The sequence below is a fragment of the Pectinatus haikarae genome, from assembly GCF_015732185.1.
GTDB lineage: Bacteria > Bacillota > Negativicutes > Selenomonadales > Selenomonadaceae > Pectinatus > Pectinatus haikarae.
In genome coordinates, this window is record NZ_WIQM01000004.1 from 250,472 (window position 1) to 272,079 (window position 21,608).

The 21,608-nt window shown below is 40.7% G+C and carries 17 protein-coding genes and 1 other RNA gene; 5 read left to right on the plus strand and 13 right to left on the minus strand.

Translation table 11 applies throughout. From position 1 onward, the window contains the following. Nucleotides 1-14: 14 nt before the first annotated feature. Nucleotides 15-938 (minus strand): bifunctional riboflavin kinase/FAD synthetase, encoded by a 924-nt coding sequence (locus I6758_RS02400; protein ID WP_196603605.1) that lies wholly within the window; start codon nucleotides 936-938, stop codon nucleotides 15-17. A 95-nt stretch (nucleotides 939-1,033) separates the two neighbouring features. Here I6758_RS02400 and cobU point away from each other — a divergent pair, with 95 nt between their 5' ends. From cobU to I6758_RS02420, 4 genes are all read left to right on the plus strand, one after another. Beyond that, nucleotides 1,034-1,576 carry a bifunctional adenosylcobinamide kinase/adenosylcobinamide-phosphate guanylyltransferase gene (gene cobU / locus I6758_RS02405; RefSeq protein WP_196603606.1) on the plus strand — a complete coding sequence of 181 codons (543 nt, stop codon included), beginning with the start codon at nucleotides 1,034-1,036 and terminating at the stop codon, nucleotides 1,574-1,576. 64 nt (nucleotides 1,577-1,640) lie between these two features. Continuing rightward, nucleotides 1,641-2,426, plus strand: a complete 786-nt coding sequence (cobS, locus tag I6758_RS02410; RefSeq protein ID WP_196603607.1) for an adenosylcobinamide-GDP ribazoletransferase — start codon at nucleotides 1,641-1,643, stop codon at nucleotides 2,424-2,426. A 58-nt stretch (nucleotides 2,427-2,484) separates the two neighbouring features. Then, a complete protein-coding gene (locus I6758_RS02415) occupies nucleotides 2,485-3,105 on the plus strand; it encodes a histidine phosphatase family protein (protein ID WP_196603608.1) in 621 nt (206 codons plus the stop codon). Nucleotides 3,106-3,170: 65 nt separating this feature from the next. After that, on the plus strand, nucleotides 3,171-6,941 hold the full coding sequence (locus tag I6758_RS02420) for a PolC-type DNA polymerase III (protein ID WP_196603609.1): 3,771 nt from the start codon (nucleotides 3,171-3,173) through the stop codon (nucleotides 6,939-6,941). Nucleotides 6,942-6,981: 40 nt separating this feature from the next. Here the strand turns inward: I6758_RS02420 and ssrS are convergent. After that, nucleotides 6,982-7,165, minus strand: a non-coding RNA gene (gene ssrS / locus I6758_RS02425) — 6S RNA. Between the two features lie 205 nt (nucleotides 7,166-7,370). Here ssrS and I6758_RS02430 point away from each other — a divergent pair. After that, on the plus strand, nucleotides 7,371-7,706 hold the full coding sequence (locus I6758_RS02430) for a hypothetical protein (RefSeq protein WP_196603610.1): 336 nt from the start codon (nucleotides 7,371-7,373) through the stop codon (nucleotides 7,704-7,706). Between the two features lie 150 nt (nucleotides 7,707-7,856). Here the strand turns inward: I6758_RS02430 and I6758_RS02435 are convergent, their stop codons facing one another. From I6758_RS02435 to I6758_RS02485, 11 genes are all read right to left on the minus strand, one after another. Then, nucleotides 7,857-8,498, minus strand: a complete 642-nt coding sequence (locus I6758_RS02435; RefSeq protein ID WP_196603611.1) for a lactate utilization protein — start codon at nucleotides 8,496-8,498, stop codon at nucleotides 7,857-7,859. Nucleotides 8,499-8,593: 95 nt separating this feature from the next. Continuing rightward, a complete protein-coding gene (locus I6758_RS02440; protein ID WP_196603612.1) occupies nucleotides 8,594-10,309 on the minus strand; it encodes a methyl-accepting chemotaxis protein in 1,716 nt (571 codons plus the stop codon). 157 nt (nucleotides 10,310-10,466) lie between these two features. Beyond that, nucleotides 10,467-12,716, minus strand: coding sequence for an adenosylcobalamin-dependent ribonucleoside-diphosphate reductase (locus I6758_RS02445; protein WP_196603613.1), 2,250 nt, complete (start codon nucleotides 12,714-12,716; stop codon nucleotides 10,467-10,469). A gap of 471 nt (nucleotides 12,717-13,187) precedes the next feature. Then, a complete protein-coding gene (locus tag I6758_RS02450) occupies nucleotides 13,188-14,366 on the minus strand; it encodes a transporter substrate-binding domain-containing protein (protein ID WP_196603614.1) in 1,179 nt (392 codons plus the stop codon). Between the two features lie 50 nt (nucleotides 14,367-14,416). Further along, on the minus strand, nucleotides 14,417-15,298 hold the full coding sequence (locus tag I6758_RS02455) for a carbon-nitrogen hydrolase family protein (RefSeq protein ID WP_196603615.1): 882 nt from the start codon (nucleotides 15,296-15,298) through the stop codon (nucleotides 14,417-14,419). Nucleotides 15,299-15,368: 70 nt separating this feature from the next. Further along, nucleotides 15,369-16,061 carry an ATP-binding cassette domain-containing protein gene (locus tag I6758_RS02460; protein ID WP_196603616.1) on the minus strand — a complete coding sequence of 231 codons (693 nt, stop codon included), beginning with the start codon at nucleotides 16,059-16,061 and terminating at the stop codon, nucleotides 15,369-15,371. Nucleotides 16,062-16,065: 4 nt separating this feature from the next. After that, on the minus strand, nucleotides 16,066-16,815 hold the full coding sequence (gene urtD / locus I6758_RS02465; RefSeq protein ID WP_196603617.1) for an urea ABC transporter ATP-binding protein UrtD: 750 nt from the start codon (nucleotides 16,813-16,815) through the stop codon (nucleotides 16,066-16,068). Between the two features lie 3 nt (nucleotides 16,816-16,818). Next, nucleotides 16,819-17,901: an ABC transporter permease subunit gene (locus tag I6758_RS02470; RefSeq protein WP_196603618.1), complete on the minus strand. Its 1,083-nt coding sequence runs from the start codon at nucleotides 17,899-17,901 to the stop codon at nucleotides 16,819-16,821. Between the two features lie 12 nt (nucleotides 17,902-17,913). Beyond that, nucleotides 17,914-18,777, minus strand: a complete 864-nt coding sequence (gene urtB, locus I6758_RS02475) for an urea ABC transporter permease subunit UrtB (RefSeq protein ID WP_196603619.1) — start codon at nucleotides 18,775-18,777, stop codon at nucleotides 17,914-17,916. Nucleotides 18,778-18,854: 77 nt separating this feature from the next. Beyond that, nucleotides 18,855-20,093 carry a Zn-dependent hydrolase gene (locus tag I6758_RS02480; RefSeq protein ID WP_196603620.1) on the minus strand — a complete coding sequence of 413 codons (1,239 nt, stop codon included), beginning with the start codon at nucleotides 20,091-20,093 and terminating at the stop codon, nucleotides 18,855-18,857. A gap of 171 nt (nucleotides 20,094-20,264) precedes the next feature. After that, nucleotides 20,265-21,593, minus strand: coding sequence for an aminotransferase class III-fold pyridoxal phosphate-dependent enzyme (locus tag I6758_RS02485; protein ID WP_196603621.1), 1,329 nt, complete (start codon nucleotides 21,591-21,593; stop codon nucleotides 20,265-20,267). Nucleotides 21,594-21,608: the final 15 nt, after the last annotated feature.

Genomic DNA, 21,608 nt, shown 5'->3' on the forward strand with positions numbered 1-21,608 from the left:
TTACTAAAACGAAATTATCGTATAAAATAATCTTTAGCGTTTTTTATATCAATATTCATTTGTGTGAGCAGGGTGTCAATCGATGAAAATTTTTCTTCATCACGCAATTTTTTTAAAAAATGTATCTGGATATGCTCGCCGTAGATATCCTTGTTGAAATCAAAAATATTTACTTCGACACGCCTTGAATGGATATTGAATGTAGGGTTGTCTCCGACATTGGCTATTCCTTCGTATTTTTCGTTATTTAGAGTTACCGTTACTATATATACGCCGTCAGGCGGCATGAGATATTTTTCGGAAACATAAACATTGGCGGTAGGAATGCCCAGCTGATGTCCGCGATTTTCTCCGTGTTCTATCTTTCCCGAGATAGTGAATGGATGCCCGAGAAGCTCATTGGCCAATTCGAGCTTGCCATCGGTGAGCGCATGGCGAACACGGGAGCTGCTGATGATCTTGTTGTGCATATAAGCTGCCTGCGGGATTTCCGCAATGAAACCGTATGCAGCGGCCATGTCATCAAGAAATTGAGGAGTTCCTTCACCCTTGTAGCCAAAGGTGCAATTCGGACCGACCACAATGTATTTGGGTGCAAGATTGTCCTTCAGAAGCTTCAGAAAATCAGCAGGAGATATGTTGGCGAGCTTTTCAGTAAAAGGAATGTTCATGAGGATATCAATGCCGAGTGCTTTCAGATCGTGTTCTTTTTCTGTATTGTCGCTTATTTTCTTCGGGGCTCTTTGGGGAGCAATAATCTCCAGCGGATGATTGGAAAAGGTAAAGACGATGCTTTTTCCCTTTATTTTTTTTGCAAGCTCGGTGGCTCTTTTTATTATTTTTTGGTGTCCTATATGTACACCGTCAAAGGTGCCAAGGACAACGACATTATTTTGGTATTTTTCGGCGATATTGGCAATATGTGAATAAACCAGCATTATTATTACTCCTAACCAAACGAAATCGGATTAAATCGTATTTACTGTATCATAAATTTGATAAAAGGTAAACAGCCAAATTATTGGAGGTATTTATGGGCAAAATAATTTTAGTAACGGGAGGAGCACGTTCGGGGAAAAGCAGTTTTGCCGAAACATATGTGCAGAAACATGGAAAAAAAACGGCTTATATAGCGACAGCGCAAATTTTGGATGAGGAAATGAAACAGCGCGTGCTATTGCACAGGAAGCACAGAGAGACGGCGGACTGGCATACACTGGAAGCTCCTTTCGATGCAGAGCTGGCTATTGATGATTGTTCAGCATATGATGCTGTTTTATTTGATTGTTTGACTGTTTATATGAGCAACCTCATCTGCATGCCGCAGATGGAGAAAAAGAAAGCGGCACAGAGGCAGAAAATTATTTTTGGCGCGATAGAAAAATTGATCTGTGCCGCAAAAAAACATGCGGGTTTTATCGTTTTCGTGACAAATGAGGTCGGCTCCGGAATAGTGCCGGAAAATGCATTGGCCCGCCAATATCGGGATATTGCGGGTTTTTGTAATCAATATGCAGCTGAAAAGGCTGATGAAGTATATTTTGTTGTTTCGGGGATACCCGTAAAAATAAAATAAACGCTTTTTATTTTCGGCATTATTTATGAGAAATAATATTATTTGGGAAGGTGTGTAGCACATATTGAATTCGTTTTTTACAGGGCTGCTTTTTTTAACACGCCTGCCCATAAAGTATGACGCCGAATGGACGCCGGCGGCACGCGGCAGGAGTGTAAAGTATTTTGCGCTGATCGGCGCTGTTTTGGGGATCATAAATGTTTTTGCGGCATTTTTCCTTCTGCTGGTACTGCCTGTGTTTAATCTGAGTATACCTCCTCTGGCAGGAGCTTTTTTGCTCCTGCTGGTGAATATAGCTTCTACCGGTGCACTTCATTGTGACGGATACACGGACACGATGGACGGTTTACTTTCAGGACGCGAGAAAAGCAGGATGCTGGAAATTATGAAGGACAGTCATGTCGGAGCACATGGTGTTACATCATTGATCATGCTGCTGTTAGGAAAATATTCTGTCATCGTGTCTATCTATCCTTCGGCAGGTGCATCAGTCACAGAATTTTACACATTAGGCAGTGCATTGTTCCTGATGCCTGTGATCGCGCGGTTATCCATGGTGCTGGGAATTACATTGTTTCCTTACGCTCGCAGAGAAGGGTTGGGTAAAGCTTTTGCTGATTATGCAGGTAAAAAATCTCTCTTTTGGGTTTTTATTACTGTGCTGGTATTCTTGCCGGCGGCTTACGCAAATATGTATCACGCTGCCGCAGCGCTCCTTGGGGTAATCGTTTTTGCCCTTCTCTTCTGCAGACATGTCACAGCGAAGCTGGGCGGATTGACAGGTGATGTTTATGGAGCGGTCACGGAACTCAGCGAATTGTTAGTATTGTTGATTTTTGCGGTGCACTGAACAGACAGTCGCTTTTATCTGGCTGATATAAAATTATACATAAGAGGGAAGATATTTTATGCTCACAAAAATTGTACTTATCCGCCACGGCCAAACATCATGGAACTTGGAGGGACGGTTTCAGGGACAATCCGATACTGATCTTATACCGGAAGGAATAAAACAGGCTCAGCTGCTGGCGGAGAAGTTTCCGCTGCAAAAAATAGATGCAGTATACTGCAGTGATCTTTCGCGTACAAAATGTACGGCAAAACCGATAGCAGAACGGTTTGGGCTGACGATGAAGCCTGTCAGCAAATTGCGGGAAATGAGCTTTGGCCAATGGGAAGGTATTCTATTTGAAGATATCAATAAAAAATGGCCGAATGCCATGAAGGATTTTTTTGATAATCCTCAGTCGGTATCCATACCTGAAGGTGAAAATTTTCAGCAGGTACAGGACAGGGCAATGCAGGCAATACGCGCAGCAATAAAAGAGAATTCCGGCGGCAGTCTGGCTATAGTGGCCCACGGCGCTGTGAACAGAGCGATCTTGGCTTATGCGGTGCATATACCGTTCGAATATGTCTGGTCAGTGGGCCAAAGCAATACGGCGTATAATATATTGTCTTATGATGATGAATTTGATAAGTTTTATGTTCAGACAATTAATAACACATCTCACCTGCTGAAGCAGTGATATATTATCAGCAGATTTGCACAGGCATAGTTTATTGGTTTTTTGAAAGAGGCATCAGGTGATTTATGGGTAAATATCGTATTGTTCCGCAATCGGGTGATAAATTTCGCCGGCTTATTGATTCACTGCCGCTTGACAGTGAATTTATGATGCTTTTGAAGGCCAGCACAATAAAGCATGTAGAAATAGATCTGAGAAAGAATACATGGGAGATACTGCTCCATACGTATCAATATCTGCCGGAAGACATGCTCGGTCAGGCTGCCGATTATATAGCGTCAAATTGCGGAGTCAGTGATGTTGCGTTTTATCAGGACATTATTGATTTTGCCGCGCAGATAGATAAAAACTGGCAGAAAATAATAACTGCCGCTTCTGATGGCAATCCTACCGTAAAAATTTTGCTGCGCACCGCCAAATATTATATTGACGGAAATCTGTTGACATTGGAGCTGGCAGGTGAGCTGGCAGGTGAGATTCTGCAGGCTCACAGTGTAAGTAAGGCATTGAAGGAAACGATACACGAACTGCTTGAGCTTGAATGCAGAGTTGCTTTTAATACTGTGGATAATGCCGAAGAGCTTTCCGGTGAATGCGGCGATTATGTTATGGTAGATTATACTCCGCCGCCGGTAACGGAAAGACCGGCGGAAAAATACGTACCGGCTGTAAAAAATTATGGCACGGGTTCATCCCACGCAGGCGGTTACAGCAGAAAACAAGCGGGACCGCCGCCGAACAGCACAGATCCCGGCTGGATATACGGCAAGCGTATAACAGGGCAGCCTATGGAAATAGACGGCATAGACGGCGAAATGAAGCTGGCTGTCATGCTGGGGAAAATTAACAATATTAATAACCGTGAATTTAAAACCGGCAATAATCTGCTTACTTTCGAACTATCCGATAAGACCAACGGTATCGACTGCAAGATCTTTTTTAAGGATAAGGACGAATTTGAACAGGTTAAGGGAAATCTGTCAAACGGATCGGTTATAAAAGTGGCGGGGAGTATTCGTTTTGACAGTTTCAACAATGATTTTGTAATGATGCCTGTCAGCATTTATAAAAGCGAAATGAAGAAAAGGGCCGATAACGCACAGGAAAAGAGAGTAGAACTGCATGCCCATACACATATGAGCAATATGGATGCCGTCGTTTCCGCGAAAGATTTGATCTGTACGGCAGCGGGATGGGGCTGGCCTGCCATTGCCATTACTGACCATGGTGTCGTGCAAGCTTTTCCGGAAGCGGCAAAAACAGTTGCTGATAAAAAATTGGATATAAAAATAATATATGGGCTGGAAGGCTACCTTATTTATGATGAGCAGCAGAAAAGGGCTAATCACATTATCCTGCTTGCCAGGAACGCTATCGGTCTGCGTAATATATACAGGCTTGTATCTCTCTCTCATTTGAAGTATCTGCAAAAAAGGCCGCGAATTCCCAAAAAAATACTGGCAGAATACCGCGAGGGCATCATTATAGGTTCAGCCTGCGAAGCCGGTGAATTAGTAAGGGCTATTGTCGCCGGACAGAGTGACGAGGAGTTGCTGCAAATAGCTTCTTTTTACGACTATCTGGAAATACAACCGATCGGCAACAATGAATTTTTAATACGCAGTGAAAATTTTCCTGATATAAAAACGGATGACGATTTGCGAAAAATAAATCTGAAGGTGGCTGAGCTGGCAAAAAAGCTGGATAAGATGCTTATTGCCACATGTGATGTCCATTTTCTTAACCCGCAGGACAGCATTTACAGGGCTATCCTTATGACAGGGAAAGGCTTTAAAGATGCAGACCAGCAGCCGCCGCTGTATCTGCGTACAACGGAAGAGATGCTGGGTGAGTTCACATATTTGGGAGAAGATCTGGCATACAAAGCGGTGGTGGAAAATCCCCGTAAAATAGCCGAAATGATCGATGTGATAAAGCCCATACCGGATGATCTGTATTCACCGATGATACCGGGAGCGGACGAGCAGATACATGATATGAGCTATGCAAAAGCGAAGCTGCTTTATGGCGAGAATTTGCCGCAGATAGTGTCGGAACGTCTCGAAATGGAACTGAGATCGATAATCGGACACGGCTTTGCCGTGCTGTATCTGATAGCGCACAAGCTCGTTAAAAAATCACTTGACGATGGATATCTTGTAGGTTCGAGAGGGTCTGTAGGATCTTCTTTTGTAGCGACGATGACTGATATTACTGAGGTCAATCCTCTGCCGCCGCATTGGCGCTGTCCGAAATGCTGCAATAGCGAATTTATAACTGACGGCTCTTATGGCTGCGGATTCGATCTGCCCAATAAGACATGCCAGTATTGCGGCACAGAAATGATAAAAGACGGGCACGATATACCGTTTGCGGTATTCATGGGATTTGACGGCGATAAAGTTCCTGATATAGATTTGAATTTTTCGGGAGATTATCAGCCGGTCGCTCATAAATATACAGAAGAATTGTTTGGTAAAGATAATGTTTTTCGTGCCGGTACTATAGCAACAGTGGCTGATAAAACTGCTTACGGGTATGTCCGCGGGTATTTTAACGATAAGGGTTTGAAAAAACGCGATGCGTATATAAACAGTCTTGTCGCCGGCTGCACGGGAGTAAAAAGGACGACGGGACAGCATCCGGGCGGTATTATGGTTATCCCGAGAAATATGGATGTCCACCATTTCACGCCCATACAACATCCTGCTGATGATAAGGATACTGCCACTATTACGACTCATTTTGACTACCATTCCATCAGCAGTCGTCTCGTAAAGCTGGATATTCTGGGGCATGATGATCCGACTGTCATAAAAATGCTTGAAAATATAACACACCGTGATCCAAAAACCATTCCCTTTGATGATCCGGCCACCATGAGCCTTTTTTCATCCACGGAAGCTTTGGGAGTGACACAGGAAGAACTTGGCGCCACTTCGGGGACTTTTGGCATACCTGAATTTCGGACTCCTTTTACGCGGCAGATGATAGATGATACGAGACCGGAAAAGTTCAGTGATCTTGTGCGAATAAGCGGTTTCTCCCATGGTACGGATGTTTGGCTCAATAATGCACAGGATCTTATAAAAAATGGTGTGTGTTCTCTGTCAGACGCTATTTCTGCCCGCGACGATATAATGATGTATTTGATCCATAAAGGGATAGAACCACTTCTGGCTTTTAAAACTATGGAGAACGTCCGCAAAGGGCGCGGGATCAAAGATGATGTGGTAGCAGAACTTAAGGCAGGCGGCATTCCCGATTGGTTTATAGATTCCTGTCAGAAAATAAAATATCTTTTCCCGCGGGCCCATGCTACAGCTTATGTTATGATGGCTTATCGGATTGCTTTTTGCAAAGTGCATTATCCGTTGGCTTTTTATGCAGCATATTTTTCCATACGTGCCGATGAATTTGATGCTCATCTTATAGCACAGGGACAGCAGGCCGTTAAAAACCGTCTGAGTGAATTGGCCGAGGAAGAAAAGATAAAAAAACTTTCGGTAAAGGAAAAGGGATTGCAGGTAGTGTTGGAACTTGCCTGGGAAATGTATCTGCGAGGCTATACCGTGGAAAAAGCGGATTTGTATGAATCAATGGCAGATAAATTCATTATGCATGAGAAATCGCTGCTGCCGCCTCTTTCTGCATTGCCGGGAGTGGGGATAACTGCGGCAAATAATATTGTGGAAGCCCGTAAACAGGGAGAATTTTCTTCTGTTGATGATTTGAAAAAAAGAGCAGGTGTACCGACACCGTCTATTGAGATACTGCGCGAGCACGGATGCTTGGACGGTATGAATGAAACGGATCAGATCGCTCTGTTTGTGTAGAGAAAATAAAAAAACACCATCCTTAAAAGAATGGTGTTTTTTTACGCCCATGATGCCGTATCTTCTTACATGCCTAGACCTGCATAATGCAGGGCGGTACCTTAAGACGATACTTTTGCTATTCGTTCGGAGACGATCCAGCAGCCATATGACAAAGTCAGGTTCCTTTTGAAAATGAGTAAGGTTAGACATAATTAAAAAGCTTACGTACACCGCAGGCATAACGCATGCGTTATTTCTTAATAAATAATAGCATAAATAAAAATGCGGTGCAAGACTTGACAAATAATAAGGAGTAAACCTGCAGTTTACTTAGTTGTGCTATAGGAATATTTTTGGTAAAATTGGTGTAGCTTAAGTACTTGATAATTTAATAAAGCAAATAGAATTTTTATATAATTCTTTGGTAGAAAGAGGTTTCATAAATTAATGGAAAATAAATTTTGTGTCGCAGTAAGCTATTTTACACTTGGGGATTACAATGATGTCGGCTATGTTGAATACAGTGCAGAAAATAAAGCTGCTGAAGTGATTTTAAAATCAGAACAGGCTGTGGCAGCTGTTAAAGAATTTTTCTCGAAAAGCCTTACTCTTCAGGTGCCGCATAAAACAATGCATGATTTTACATCTATTACCATAAAGCCATTGGAGAATCTGGAGAATTTTAAGCTTGCGCTGACCAGGCTATGGGAAAATACCAATGTGTATGTTGATTGGAGTCGTCCCGTAGAATATGTTCTGAAAACACTGCATGAAGGTAAATGATTTTGATTTGGCTGTGCGGTGCCGATCTGTTTCATATCAGTGTGTAACTTCTAAACGATTCAGCTGTTTGCTGGATCGTTTTCGTTTTTTTTGACAATATATGAGTTTGAGTATCAGAAAAAATTATTTGCAGATTTTTAGGAAATTGTATTAGTAGCCTAATTGTTCATTGACAATAATGACTTTTATTCTGTCCTTGGTAAATTGACGTTTGATAACGACAAAGGTGTTGCAAATCCTTTCAGGGCTTTTACAGTCGACACAATACCCTAAAGTTGCGCAAGGCGTATTTTTATTCAAGCGTTTTGCATCCAGCGGGGCAGCGTAATTTCTCACTCGTTTTTCTGCTTCAGCTAAATCGCTCACAATTTTGTTTACTCCGACAACAATGATAACTTGTGCAGGAACATATATCATTGGAGCCACTCTGCTGCCGTTTCCGTCTATATTTGACAATTCTCCGTGTTCTGTCAGTGCACTTGTCCCGGATAAAAAAGTATCTGCACTGAAATTAGCCTGATACAATTGTTTTTTTTCTTCACTGGTAATCCCGTCTTTGTACTTGTCGAGAAAATCATATGAGCCATTTCGCAGTAAATCAACTATTCCCGTATCGAATAATGTCACAGAATCACCGATGTCCACTCTGGAACCATCAGGAATAAGTTGTTTAATTTTTTCCCTTAATTCGAAATTATTATTTACAAATAATCCGCAAATATTATTTTTTTCGAGATTGCCGATTGTTTTTTCTACTTTGTTTTTTATGTACCAAGAGATTACTTTATCCATATTCAACATATACTCCATGTATTTTTTACAGAAATTATAGATCAAAAAATGCAGCGAAGACAGATGGTTTTTCGTCTGTCTTCGCTGAAAGTTTTTTAGAATTTAAATTTGTGCAGCTCTATCTGCGATTCTTGGGCTAATTTTGCCAGTGATTCACTTGCCGAGGCTATTTCTTCCGCAGAGGCTGATTGCTCTTCTGTTGCGGCAGCTATAGACTGCATTTCAGAAGTAATATTATCGCCTTGTTTTTCAATAGTATCAACTTCATGACGGACATTTTTTGCATTTTCGGTTACTTTATCCACAGCAGATGCCATAGAATTCATCTGAGTAGATACCTTATCGACAAGAACGTTGATTTCGGCAAACATATTGTGCAGATCTTCAACTGATTTTGCACCTTCAATGACTTCGGTGCGGCCTTTCTGCATTGCTGTTACAGCTCCCGCGGTATCGGATTGGATACTGGTGATAAGTTCAGTTATTCTGGCAGTTGCTTCTTGTGATTGCTCTGCCAGTTTTCTGACCTCTTCAGCCACCACTGCAAACCCTTTTCCATGTTCTCCGGCTCTGGCTGCTTCAATGGCAGCATTAAGAGCAAGTAAATTTGTCTGACCGGCTATATTGGCAATAGTATCTATTATCTGCCCGATTTCCTGCGAGTTTTCACCCAGCTTTTCAACTATTTCCGCAGAAGAACGCACGGTATCTTCAACTTTTTTTATCTTTTCCACAGAAGTATTGATTGAATTATTGCCTGCAGTAATGCGGTCAGCCACGCTGGCTGCATGATCGGCGACTTTATCGGACTCAGCACGTATATCTTCGATCGATGATGTAATATGGTCTACGGCTGATTTTCCTTTTTGGACTGCACTTTTATGCTGGTCGGCTACCTCCGCAGTTTCAGTGGCAGATTGAGCTACCTGTGTAGCTGTCTGCGAGGCCTGCATAGAGCTTGCCGTGAGTTCTTCGGAGGATGCAGCGACCTGCTCTACAGAACCATTCATTTTTTTCATAAAAACAGATACGTTAGCAATAACTTCAACAAGCGCATCGGCCATTTGTCCAAATTCATCTTTGCGGTTCATCTTAGATTTTTCAGGTTGACGATAGTCCCCATCGCGCAGTTTATGACATTCTTCGATCATTGCATTTAATGAAGAGACTATTTCTTTTAAAAACCAGCCGCAGAAAACAAGCAATATTAGAATAATGATTACAGTTTTCATGAGCATGCTGTATATTGCCGATTGGGTATCATGATTATTCTGATCATTAACATTTTTGACAGCTATGTCTTCGATCTTATTCAATTCATCAAGAGCGTCGCGCAATTTTATGGTGTCGGCAGCTCCTTGGTTTTCATAAAGTGCAGCGGCTTCCTCTTTTTTCCCCTGAAGGCTGAGGTCAACTATGCTTTGCATAGTGTTTTTAAAGGTTTGCCAGTTTTCGTGGGCAGCTGCTATTTTTTCTCTGCCCTCCGGTGATGCTGTTTCCTGATATTTTTTCCATTGTGCTTCATAATCATCACTGAATTTTTTTATATCCGCCTGACGCTGCTGTAATTTTGCGGGATCCTTTTCGATGATCATCTGCAGCACCCGGTTCTGCACCACACGGCTGTCCACTGTCGTTTCATTGATATATTGGACAGACTGCATATTCTGAGAATAAATACTTCCCATAGCGGACTGCGCTTTACTCAGATATGAATATCCGGTGTAACCGACCATAATCATTCCGGCGGCGGCAACAAAAATTACAATAGCCATTTTATAGGCTACCTTAAGATTATTTAATTTTTCCATAAAATAGTCCTCCTATTTATTAACTTATATGAATACATTAAACAGATTGAATCGCTTATCCTGCGAGAATAAAAATCACTGATATACAAGAAGCAGGGGTGATACAAAGGAATCCGCATCGTCCCTGCTTTGTTCAACTATCTTGTTTTATAATTTATTATTCGCATTTTGACCAGCCGCAGTATGTGCAGGTCACGCAGTTGCCTTCTGGTTTAAGTGTATAATGACTGCATTCGGGGCATTTTTTATTGATAGCGGCATCCTCCGCGCTATTAGTGTATTTTTCAGCAGGTTTTTTTTGCTGTGTTTCGTTATATATTTCTGCCAGTGCCGAAGCGATGGCATTACCACAGGAAAGAGATATATCACGTCTGCCACCGCGGATGAGCGCCTGACAGGCGGAGCATTTGCTTACGGCAAGCTGTTTTATTATATGTTTCACGCTTATGCCGGACCGGAGAGCGAGTGATGTCAGCCGGGTAATCGTTGCTATATTGCTTGAGCATCCGCCGGAGGCATTGGTGAAAACTTCAAATACCTGTCCGTCAGATGTTTTGTTGATCGTGATGTAAAGTTTGTCGACGCATGAGGTATGTCTGACTAAGGTGCAGCCATCAAGGCGGGCAATGTCATCTCTTTTGATAGGTTGAATAGTGTCATATTCTATTTTTGTTTTTGGTTCTGAAACACCCAGTATATTGCCGCGCCTGCAGCCGTCCCGAAATACGGTTATGCCCTTGCATCCGGACTTCCAGGCTGCAATGTATATATCTTTTATTTCCTCAGGAGTTGCATCATGGCGAAGATTGACTGTGGAAGAGATAGAGTTGTCTACATATTTTTGCATGGCAGCCTGCAGTTTTACACGATCAAGATAAGGAATATGATGACTTTCGATTATCCAGGGGAAGCGTTTTTTTATTTCCGCATCATCAATATCATAGGGCAGTTTATGGTACTCGAGAAGCTCTTTTATGGCATGCGCATAAACTTTAAAAGATTTTTTTTCACCTTCCATTTTATGGGTCGTGCGCATATAGCTTATTTTATAAAGCGGTTCGCAGCCGCCGGAGAAAGTTCCCATAAGAAGTGAGATCGTTCCTGTTGGGGCAATAGACAATAAGGTGCCGTTTCGCAGACCGTTTTCTTTTATATTGTCATATACATCGGGAGCTTCTTTATATAGTAATTCCATCAGGGGTGATGCCTTGGTTTTTTCCCATTCATAACGGCCAAAAGTATTTTTTTCTTTGGCTATTTGCGAAGAGGCTCGGGCTGATTCAATAAACATTATACGGATGACATCCGTAATAAATTGATTGCCTTGCCGGCTGCCGTATTTTAGTTTCATAGCAATGAGAGCATCGGCAACTCCGAAGAGACCGAGACCTATGCTGCGCCAATCATCTATACATTTTCTGTTGGCTTCAAGAGGTTGGGTTTCGTATCCGTAATCGAGAATCTCATCCAGAGCCCGCACTGCCGTATCAATTGCCGAACGAAAAGGTTTTTCGTTCAAATGAGGCATTTCGCCAAATTTATCATCAATAAAATTATAAAGATTAATGCTCATGAGATTGCAGGAATTGTAGGCATTACCGCCAAATTCACCACAGGGATTAGTTATTTCGATATTGTAATCACTATAGCCGCTGAGTAGTGTGTAATTATTGAGCTTGTCGACAAATAAGGCACCAGGGTCACCCCAATCCCATTGAGTACGGCAGTATTCTTTAAAAAATGAAGCCGCATTTATTTTTTTTCGTATTTTTTCACCGGTAGCTTCAACATCAAATTTCAATTCGTATTCATCGTTATTCAGGACAGCCTTCATAAAATCGTCTTTGAAAAGTATGGAAATATTCATCGAAGCCAATTTTTCATTATTTTGTTTCATATGGAGAAATTCGTAAATGTCAGGATGATCACAGTTTAGTCCGACCATCATTGCACCGCGGCGTCCGTTCTGGCTGATCACTTCGCCGGTAGAATCAAATATTTTCAGAAAAGATACTGACCCGGTTGAGGTACGTGCGGCATTATTGACAAGACTTTCTTTGGGGCGCAGCCTGCTGATATTGACACCGATACCTCCTCCGTAAGAAAATATTCTTGCAATTTCAGTATTAATTTTGAAGATAGATTCAATATTATCCTCGGGAGACGGTAATATATAACAATTGCTCAGACTTGCTTTGAATTTTCCCTTGGCACCCGTAGCATATAAAGTCCGTCCTGCAGGGCAGACCGATCCGGCTTCAAGATATTGCCGCATAGCCTTTTGCACGGGAGCAGAAAATATAGAAGTCACACGATCAATAAAAATCTGCGGATCTTTTTCACCCACATGATAGTATTTCGATTTCAGGATATTTTTGCCTATATCACTTTCATACCATTTTTCCAAAAAATTCGCTTCCTTATCAAAAATTATTAATTCAGATGCATCGGTAAGGATGACTGAAGTTTATGAGGAACTTGGCTGCAAAATATAACCACCCGGCTGTGCAGAAACAAAACTGTAAGCAGGTGGTTGTAATTGGACATACAAAAAGAACCGCTGACAACTTTAGGCACTCAATGCAGATGTTTTTCATCTGCCAAGATCAGCCGGTTAGTGCTTCCTGAAATGTTATTTAATAATATTTTGCTGTTGATATAAGTTATTATAATTCAAAATCCCGTCAAAAGCAATATTATATTTATGAAAAGCACTAAATATAGTAAAATAGATATGATTAATAACTACATATTGAACACAAAATGGTATGATTTTTGTTATTGCATAATAAATATTGTTTCATCAGAGAAATCTGATTCATAAAAAAGCTGTCGATGAAGCAGAAATCAGCTTCATCGACAGCTTTGCAATATTTTGTTATTCAACTATTGGTTTTACTAAACCATCTGATTTATTGACAATATCAAAAGTCAAATTACTGTTTACTTTGCCGATATAGCTGTTCAACCAAGCATGATGATTAGTCTCATCCATTTTTATTTCACCCGCTGGTGTATCTATTTTCAATCCTGATGCTGCTTTAATTATATCTGCGGCTGCACCAGAGTTTGCCTTAGCAATTGCGGTGGCCAACATATATACACCATGATAAGCGCCTTCTGCCTGATTCGTAACAGTGGTATCCGTACCGAATTCTGCTTCATATTTTTCAATAAATTCCTTATTGGCGGGAGTATCAATGGTATTAAAATAATCAAATGAAGAATATGTTCCTATAGCAGATTCACCGATACCTTTAACAGTGGCTTCACTGGTGGCTATGGCGCAAATAGGAAGTTGTTTAGGATCAAGGCCATATTGACTGTATTGTTTATAGAAGGGGACGGCACCATTTCCTGCTACTCCTGAGAAAACGACATCTGGCTTGGCTTCCTTTATTTTGTTAATCACGGATGAAAAGTCTGTATAGGTGATAGGGACATATTCTTCACCAACAATTTCTCCGCCGTTTTCTTCGGCAATTTTTTTAGCATAGGCTATACTCTTTTTAGGAAATTCATAATCACTGCCAACAAAAAAGATTTTCTTGCCTAAATTTTTAATGATCCATGGTATATAAGCTTCTATCTGCTGACTGGGTACACTATTGGTATATAAAACATTGTTTGACGGTTTTTCTCCTTCATAAAATGTATTATATATGAGCAGTGAATCATTTTGTTCTATCGTTGGAATTACAGCCAGCCGCGTTGCTGAGGAATTTGTGCCGACAATGGCTGTTACACCGTCTTTCATGATCAATTCCTGCGCTTTTTGTGCCGCCAGATTGGGATCAGAGGCATAGTCCATATAAATCGGTTCTATTTTTTTGCCGTTTATTCCCCCATTGGCATTAATTTCTTCAATAGCCATTTTAGCGGAATTGGCCATAGGTGTTTCACTTATGGAAAAAGGTCCTGTTGTCGAATATAAAACGCCGATTTTTATATTATCTCCTAGACTGCTTTTTCCATCATCGCTTTTACCAGGACCGGTGCACCCTGCGAAAAATAGGGATAAGCTTGCTGCTAAGAGTAGAAATAGAAATTTTTTCATTGTATCCTCCTGAATCAAATTTATAGTTTTCACTTTTTAATTAAATAAAATCAAATACTATTTGCTAAGTCCTTATACATGGCAGCGTATATTTCAGGTTTAAAATCAGGTGTTTTTTCATGATCATTTTTTTGATATATACTCCTGGTAGCTTTGGATAAATCTATAGTTGCCGTATACAGTCCTGTTTCCTGTGCATCAGGATCATTAAAATGATGTCCGCAATAATAAGCTACCTGTCCGTAAGTGCTGGATGGACCCATGATGTTGCTGCCACCTGAAAAATCATTATACAGATCTATTCCTCCAAGATTCGCGGAGGCAATGTATATATCATTCATTATGACTGAAGCTTCTAAAGTGATTTGGGGTTTATTGGTATTGCGGGATTTGGCAAAAGCAGTTGCATTAATATAAAGTCTGCACCCTTTAGCGGCATAATATCTTATCAGTTCTGGGAAATTATAAGAATCGTAGCAGACGCCGCAGCCTATTCCTCCCCATGGAGTGTCTACTATAAGAGGAGTGCTGCCGTGTTTGGCCCAATTTGCTTCTTGCAGCGCCAGATGTATTTTCCGATATGCCATAACTTTTCCATTAGGCGCACATGTCACCAATGAATTATAGATATTATTTTGAAAAAGTTCCGGCATACCAAACATCACGTAGATATTTTCTTTTTTAGCCTTTTCTGCAATTTTTTGTACTGACGGCCCTTTCATTGTTTCAGCCGCACACTTTTGCATTTTTGCGGTGCCTTTTGCAGTAGGCTCATCGTCATATCCAGTGAGACACATTTCCGGCATCACTATAAGGTCGCTGCCTTTTGCAGCCGCATGATCTATAAATTTCATCATACGTTTCAAATTAGCTTCTTTATTCCCCCATTCAGTCTGAAAAGTAACTACCGATACTGTTATAATATCAAACAATGTCTCGCTCCTCTCTTTGCTGTATAGTGCCGAAATATCCACTAAAAACGGCACAAAAATTCAATGGATTTTATACACTCAAATATTTTACACTTATTTCATCCGTCAGTTCTTCTATTTTACCGGCTTTAACAATGCTTCCCTTTTGAATAATGACAAATTTGCTGCCCAATTTTTTGGCGAATTTTAAATTTTGTTCTACGATAATGACCGGAATATGTTTTTCTTTATGATATAACATCAATATATCAGATATATGCGTTACGATATTGGGCTGGATACCTTCTGTCGGTTCATCAAGCATAAGTATATCCGGTTCCCCCATCAGTGCTCTGGCTATGGCGAGCTGTTGCTGCTGTCCTCCTGAAAGCACACCGCCTTTTCGTACCATATGTTCTGTAAGAATCGGGAAATATTCCAGTATTTCACGAAGCTTTTTTTCATAGTCCACTTTATGATATAATGCACCCATTTCAAGATTTTCAGCTACCGTCAGATCGGGAAAGATTTCCCTTCCCTGCGGTACATAAGCGATGCCCTTTTGAGAGCGCCGTGCTGCAGAATATTTTGTTATATTCTGTTCTTTGAAATATAATGTGCCTTTTATTGGCAGAATTCCCATTATGCCTTTCAATAAGGTCGTTTTCCCCACTCCGTTGCGCCCAAGAATAAAGAGACGGTCGTCTTTGTTGACGGAAAAGGAAATATCTGCCACTATATTTCCTGCACCATAGCTAACGGAAATATTTTTTACTTCCATCATCGTTTTACACCGGTCCTTCATCATCAGTTTTTAAGTATACTTTTATAACTTCAGGGTTATGCGATATTTCATCATATGTACCTTCAGCTAAAATTTTCCCTTGATTTAGAACAGTGACGGTTTTTGCTATTTGTTTGATAAAATCCATGTCATGTTCTACAACAATAACTGTTTTATCGTGCATAATTTCTTTTATCATTTCACCTGTCTTATATGTTTCATCATCGGTCATGCCCGCTGCCGGTTCGTCAAGAGTTATAATATCAGGGTCCTGGGCTAATATCATGCCCATTTCCAACCATTGTCTTTGACCATGTGATAAAAAACATGGCAGCATTTCTTTTTGAGTGACAAGATTAATTTTTTCTAAAATATTATAAATACGTTTTTTTATCGTTGAAGTTCTGCGAAAAAAAAATGTTTGCAATAGTTTATTATGGCCTGACAGTGCCACCTCAAGATTTTCGTAAACGGTCATATTATCGAATACATTCGGCCCTTGAAATTTTCTGCCTATTTTATACTTATCCGAAATTTCATAAGGAGTTTTACCTGCCAGATTGTTTCCTTCCAAAAGTATTTCACCATCAGCGGGCTTGGTTTTTCCTGTCAGCATATCTATGACAGTGGTTTTTCCGGCACCATTTGGACCGATAATTACACGTGTTTCACCTTTTTCTATTACCATATTAATTTTGTCGACAGCTTTAAATCCATTGAATTCTGCAGTCAGGTTTTTTAATTCGAGAAACATGTATTATACCTCCGCTTCACGATTAGTAATTTTGGTTTCCTTTTTTTCACTGCCGTGAACTCGTCGCATATATTGCCATTCTACCAGGCTTCCTATAAGCCCCTTAGGCATCAGCATAACAATCAGCAGCAGACATATTCCCAAAATGATCTGCCACATTCCGCCGAAAATGCCCGATAAGGTATTTTGTAAAAAATTTACCAGCAGTGCACCAACCATAGCGCCTGTAAAATTTCCTCTGCCGCCGACAGCCAGCCAAATTATCACCATCGTGGAAAACATGACACCTGAACTGTCTATTGATACGAAGGAGGCTATGGGAACATACAACATTCCTGCATAACCTGCCACAGCTGCGGAAATTGCAAAAGTAACAGTCTTGAATACGGCAGGGTCATAACTGAGAAATTGTACTCGAGGTTCATTGTCCCGGATAGCATGGATAATTTGGCCAAAACGTATTTTATGGAGCCAGAGACAAAATAAATAGATAAAAATCAGTGAAATAAATGCTATATAGTACCAGTCAATAATAGTGATTTTACTGCCGAAAAGCCGCAGGGTCATAACACCTGTAGCTATACCATTAATGCCGCTGGCACCGCCGGTGTATGTCTGCTGATTGACTATGAATAGTTCAAAAAGGGCTACAAATGCCAATGTAATTATATTGTAAAATACACCTTTTATTTGACTTTTGAATATAAAATAACCCAGCAGCAGCGCTATAATTATGGGAACAGCCACACTGAGAATTATGGCTGAGGCAGGATTTTGTAAAGGAGCAAAAAACCATGGAAGCTCTGTTATGCCACCAAATGACATAAATGCAGGGAGACCTTTTTGTATAGCCATTGATATGCCGAAGATGTAACTTCCTATGCCAAAGAATATTGCAAAACCAAGATTCATAAGCCCAGCTTCCCCCCAAAGTATATCAAGGCCCAATGCAAGGATAATATATGTAATAAACTTCCCGAAAATTTGCACACTGTATAAAGATGATACAAAAGGAATAATCAACAGCATTATGAAAATTGCCAGAGCTATATATTTATCAACAGTAATATTTTTTAACTTACTCATTATTCTTTCTCCTCAACGTTTATCCTTGGCAAAAAACAGTCCCTGCGGTTTGAAACGTATAATGATGATTATTATTATGAAAATCAGCAGTTTAGCTGTTATTTCACTCATATATCCAGCCATTACAGTTGAAGATTCACTGATAACGAAGGAACCTAAAAAACTGCCAAATATGGAATTCAATCCTCCAAGAACAACAACAAGGAAACTATCGACGATATAAGATAATCCCATATCCGGTGTCACACTTTTAATAGGAGCTATCAGCGCTCCGGCAATACCGGCTAACATGCTGCCATAGGTAAATGTTATATTATCTATTTTTTGCGAATCGACTCCCAGACATTGCACCATAGTACGGTTTTGCACATTGGCTCTGATCTGCATGCCAAATTTTGTTTTGGTCAGCATTAGCATTGTTCCTGCTAATATCAAAATGGATACAACAATTAAAAGGAGATTATATATGGGAATAACTATGTTTCCCATATTCAAAGCGGCATTTATAGGAAGTGCCATCAACTGATCTTCCGGGCCGAAGATAGAACGTATGGTCTGCTGAAAGATATAACTTAAAGCGAAAGTAGCCAATAGTGTTTCGGCCACTCTGCCGTATAATCGTCTGATGATGAATTTCTCGGTAATTGCACCGATGATTCCTGTAAAAACCGCCGCTGTCAGAACAGCGATTATAAAAGGAAAATGAAATTGATTTATAGAGACACAGGCACTGTAAGCTCCCAGCATGATGAATTCTCCATGTGCCATATTAACTACATCCAAAAGGCCGAATATAATTACTAGACCACTGGCCGCTAAAAATAAAACAGCCGTATTTGTAAGTCCGTTTATTATCTGTGATACTAACAGCTCCATTGTCTGTTCCCTCCCAAATTGCCAACTGCCGTAAGCAGCCGTCTTGATCGATGAGAATAATTGGAATAAAAATATTCTTATTCGTTGATCGTTTTTTCTGTAAGACGCAGGAATGCAGCTATGGCTGTCTCCAAATCTTTATCAGGAGTATTCTCTTCCTTGCAGTGTGATAATCCGCTTGCAGACATAGTAAACATCATAATGGATGGCAATATTTTAGCCATTTCGGCAGCATCATGAAGTGGACCTGAAAAAATAGATGTAGCTTCTCCTGTTTCTTCTTTTACCGCTTCCCTGCACAATTCGGTCAAGTGTGTATCAAAAATTGTTGGAGGAATGCTCCAGACAGGCTCAAATACTACGTCTACTTTATTATCAGCAGCTGCCTTCATACAAGCGATTCGCGCTTCTTCATAAATTTTTTCGAGTATGTTTGCATCTATTGAACGTTGGTCAAGTGATATCATGCATTCTCCGGGAAAGATAGTAACTATATCCGGGAAAACTTTTACTTTTCCCACTGTACAGTAGGCATTGTGCTTAAGTCCTATTTCACGAAAAGCCAAGGATGCCTGCGCAGCTGCCAAAAATGCATCGCGGCGCATAGAAATCGGTGCACCGGAATGCGCCGGCTGGCCTTTGAAGGTAATATACTGACGTTCACATCCTGTGATTCCGTAAACACAAGCTGCTGATTTTCCCTGACTCTCCAATACGGGAGCCTGTTCAATATGCAGTTCTAAATAACTTTTGATATGTTTGTCCATGAATTCCTTACGTGCATTAGGAAAAGCTTCAATATTTAAATTATATCTTTTCAGTGCATCGGTAAATGCTATACCGTTATTATCTTTAAGCTTTGCTGCTTCATTTATATCGAGTGCACCGCTCACTGCTGAAGAACCTATACAGCTTCTACCGAATCGTGCACCCTCTTCATCGGCCCAGCTGACAACATACAACGTCTTTTTGGGTTTTTTGCCATTTTTGCCATAACGTTTTATTCCACCCATGCCTGCTACTACACCTAGAGCACCATCAAGCCATCCACCGTTTGGGACACAATCCAAGTGGCTGCCGATCAGTATCGCTTCGTTTATTTCTCCTTGTATTTTTGCCCAAACATTATTGGCTGAATCAACACTTATTTCAGCACCTTCAAGTTTCATTTTCTTCTTGAACCAATCCTGTGCTTTATCCCATGTTGGTGTCCATGCAACCCGATGCGCACCATCTGCATCTGAAGTCAATGATGCCAATTCCCGCAGGTCTTTTATGACGTCTTTTGCCGAATCTTTCCATGCTGGCTGTGTCATTTTTGTCTTATCTCTCCTTATAAAAAAAGATGCCTATCCGATAAAATCGAATAAGCATCTTTGCTCAACACTGATTTAATTACAGGTCATAGTATACTAAATATTTTTCTTATTGTATATGTATAAAACTAACAAAAAGGACTGAGTGGATTTGTTAAGTATGACATTAGCCTACATATACTGCGCATCGACCCATGAAAGGACAGCATCCATTTTTTGCATTTCTTCTTCGAGCTGGACCTCGGTTATGATCAGCGGAGGAGCCACGAGAAGCATATTTTCATGGGAGTAGGTCATGAAAAATTTCTTTTTCAGCTGACCGATGATTGATGCCATGATGCCTTTAGGATCAGTTCCGTAGTCGACAAGCGGTTTTCTCGTCATCTTGTCCTTTACAAGCTCAATAGCTGAAAAAAGACCTATATAACGGACATCACCCACGCAGGGATGTTTTTCTTTCAGATTCTCCAAAATAGTGCCCAGGACTTTACCGACCTTTTGAACATTGTCAAGCACATGATGCTCTTGATAGTACTGGACGCAGGCGACACCTGCGGCACAAGACAGAGGATGTCCGCTGTAAGTGAGTCCGCAAGAAAGAAAATGTTCATCGAAATATTCGGCAATACGACTGGATATCCCCACTCCGCCCAACTGTGTATAGCCGCAGGTAACTCCTTTGGCAAAAGTGACAAGATCAGGTTTTATGCCCCAGTGTTCAAACGCAAACATTTTTCCTGTTCTGCCAAAACCTGCCATAACTTCATCACATATCATCATGATACCAAATTCATCGCAGATCGCCCGCACACCCTGTAAATATCCATCAGGCGGTATTATAACACCATTTGATCCGGTGATCGTTTCCATAACTATAGCTGCGACATCATTGGGGTTTTCGTAGATTATTTGTTCACGCAGTTTACTTACGTAAAAATCAGCGGCTTCTTTTGATGAAGCAAATTTGATTTTTTCCTGATAGACATACGGATCAAAAAATTTTACAAAACCGGGTATACCCGGCTCAAGAGGATAGCGGCGCGGTTCACCGGTAAGATTGCCTGCACCAAAAGATGAGCCGTGATAACTGCGGTAACGGCTGAATATCTTTTTCCGGCCCGTATATAGTCTGGCTATTTTTATAGCGTTTTCATTTGCGTCAGCTCCGGCGTTAGTAAAAAAGATTTTACCAAAATTATCGGGCAGCAATTTTACAATCATTTCTGCCAAATCAGCCCTGCTCTTTACAGCTATAGCAGGAGATAAAAAACAAAATTCATCGGCCTGTTTTTTTATAGCAGCAGCTATTTCCCGATTCCCATGTCCAAGATTCATATTTACAAGTTGAGAGGACATATCCGTATAGCGGTTACCCTCATAATCCCAATAATATATATTATCGCTTTTTTCCGCGACCACAGGATTGAGATTTCCCTGTTTGGACCACGACTGAATACTATAGCGCAATGACTTTTTTTTGATTTCTTCCGATATAGACATTTATATTCCTCCCCA

What these genes read in the sequence shown, in the direction of transcription:
- I6758_RS02430 (WP_196603610.1), top strand. Translation starts at nt 7,371, where the DNA reads ATGGAAAATAAATTTTGTGTCGCAGTAAGCTATTTTACACTTGGGGAT.
- I6758_RS02450 (WP_196603614.1), bottom strand. Translation starts at nt 14,366, where the DNA reads ATGAAAAAATTTCTATTTCTACTCTTAGCAGCAAGCTTATCCCTATTT.
- I6758_RS02485 (WP_196603621.1), bottom strand. Translation starts at nt 21,593, where the DNA reads ATGTCTATATCGGAAGAAATCAAAAAAAAGTCATTGCGCTATAGTATT.
- I6758_RS02420 (WP_196603609.1), top strand. Translation starts at nt 3,171, where the DNA reads ATGGGTAAATATCGTATTGTTCCGCAATCGGGTGATAAATTTCGCCGG.
- I6758_RS02460 (WP_196603616.1), bottom strand. Translation starts at nt 16,061, where the DNA reads ATGATGGAAGTAAAAAATATTTCCGTTAGCTATGGTGCAGGAAATATA.
- cobU (WP_196603606.1), top strand. Translation starts at nt 1,034, where the DNA reads ATGGGCAAAATAATTTTAGTAACGGGAGGAGCACGTTCGGGGAAAAGC.
- I6758_RS02400 (WP_196603605.1), bottom strand. Translation starts at nt 938, where the DNA reads ATGCTGGTTTATTCACATATTGCCAATATCGCCGAAAAATACCAAAAT.
- I6758_RS02415 (WP_196603608.1), top strand. Translation starts at nt 2,485, where the DNA reads ATGCTCACAAAAATTGTACTTATCCGCCACGGCCAAACATCATGGAAC.
- I6758_RS02470 (WP_196603618.1), bottom strand. Translation starts at nt 17,901, where the DNA reads ATGAGTAAGTTAAAAAATATTACTGTTGATAAATATATAGCTCTGGCA.
- I6758_RS02435 (WP_196603611.1), bottom strand. Translation starts at nt 8,498, where the DNA reads ATGGATAAAGTAATCTCTTGGTACATAAAAAACAAAGTAGAAAAAACA.
- I6758_RS02480 (WP_196603620.1), bottom strand. Translation starts at nt 20,093, where the DNA reads ATGACACAGCCAGCATGGAAAGATTCGGCAAAAGACGTCATAAAAGAC.
- urtD (WP_196603617.1), bottom strand. Translation starts at nt 16,815, where the DNA reads ATGTTTCTCGAATTAAAAAACCTGACTGCAGAATTCAATGGATTTAAA.
- urtB (WP_196603619.1), bottom strand. Translation starts at nt 18,777, where the DNA reads ATGGAGCTGTTAGTATCACAGATAATAAACGGACTTACAAATACGGCT.
- I6758_RS02440 (WP_196603612.1), bottom strand. Translation starts at nt 10,309, where the DNA reads ATGGAAAAATTAAATAATCTTAAGGTAGCCTATAAAATGGCTATTGTA.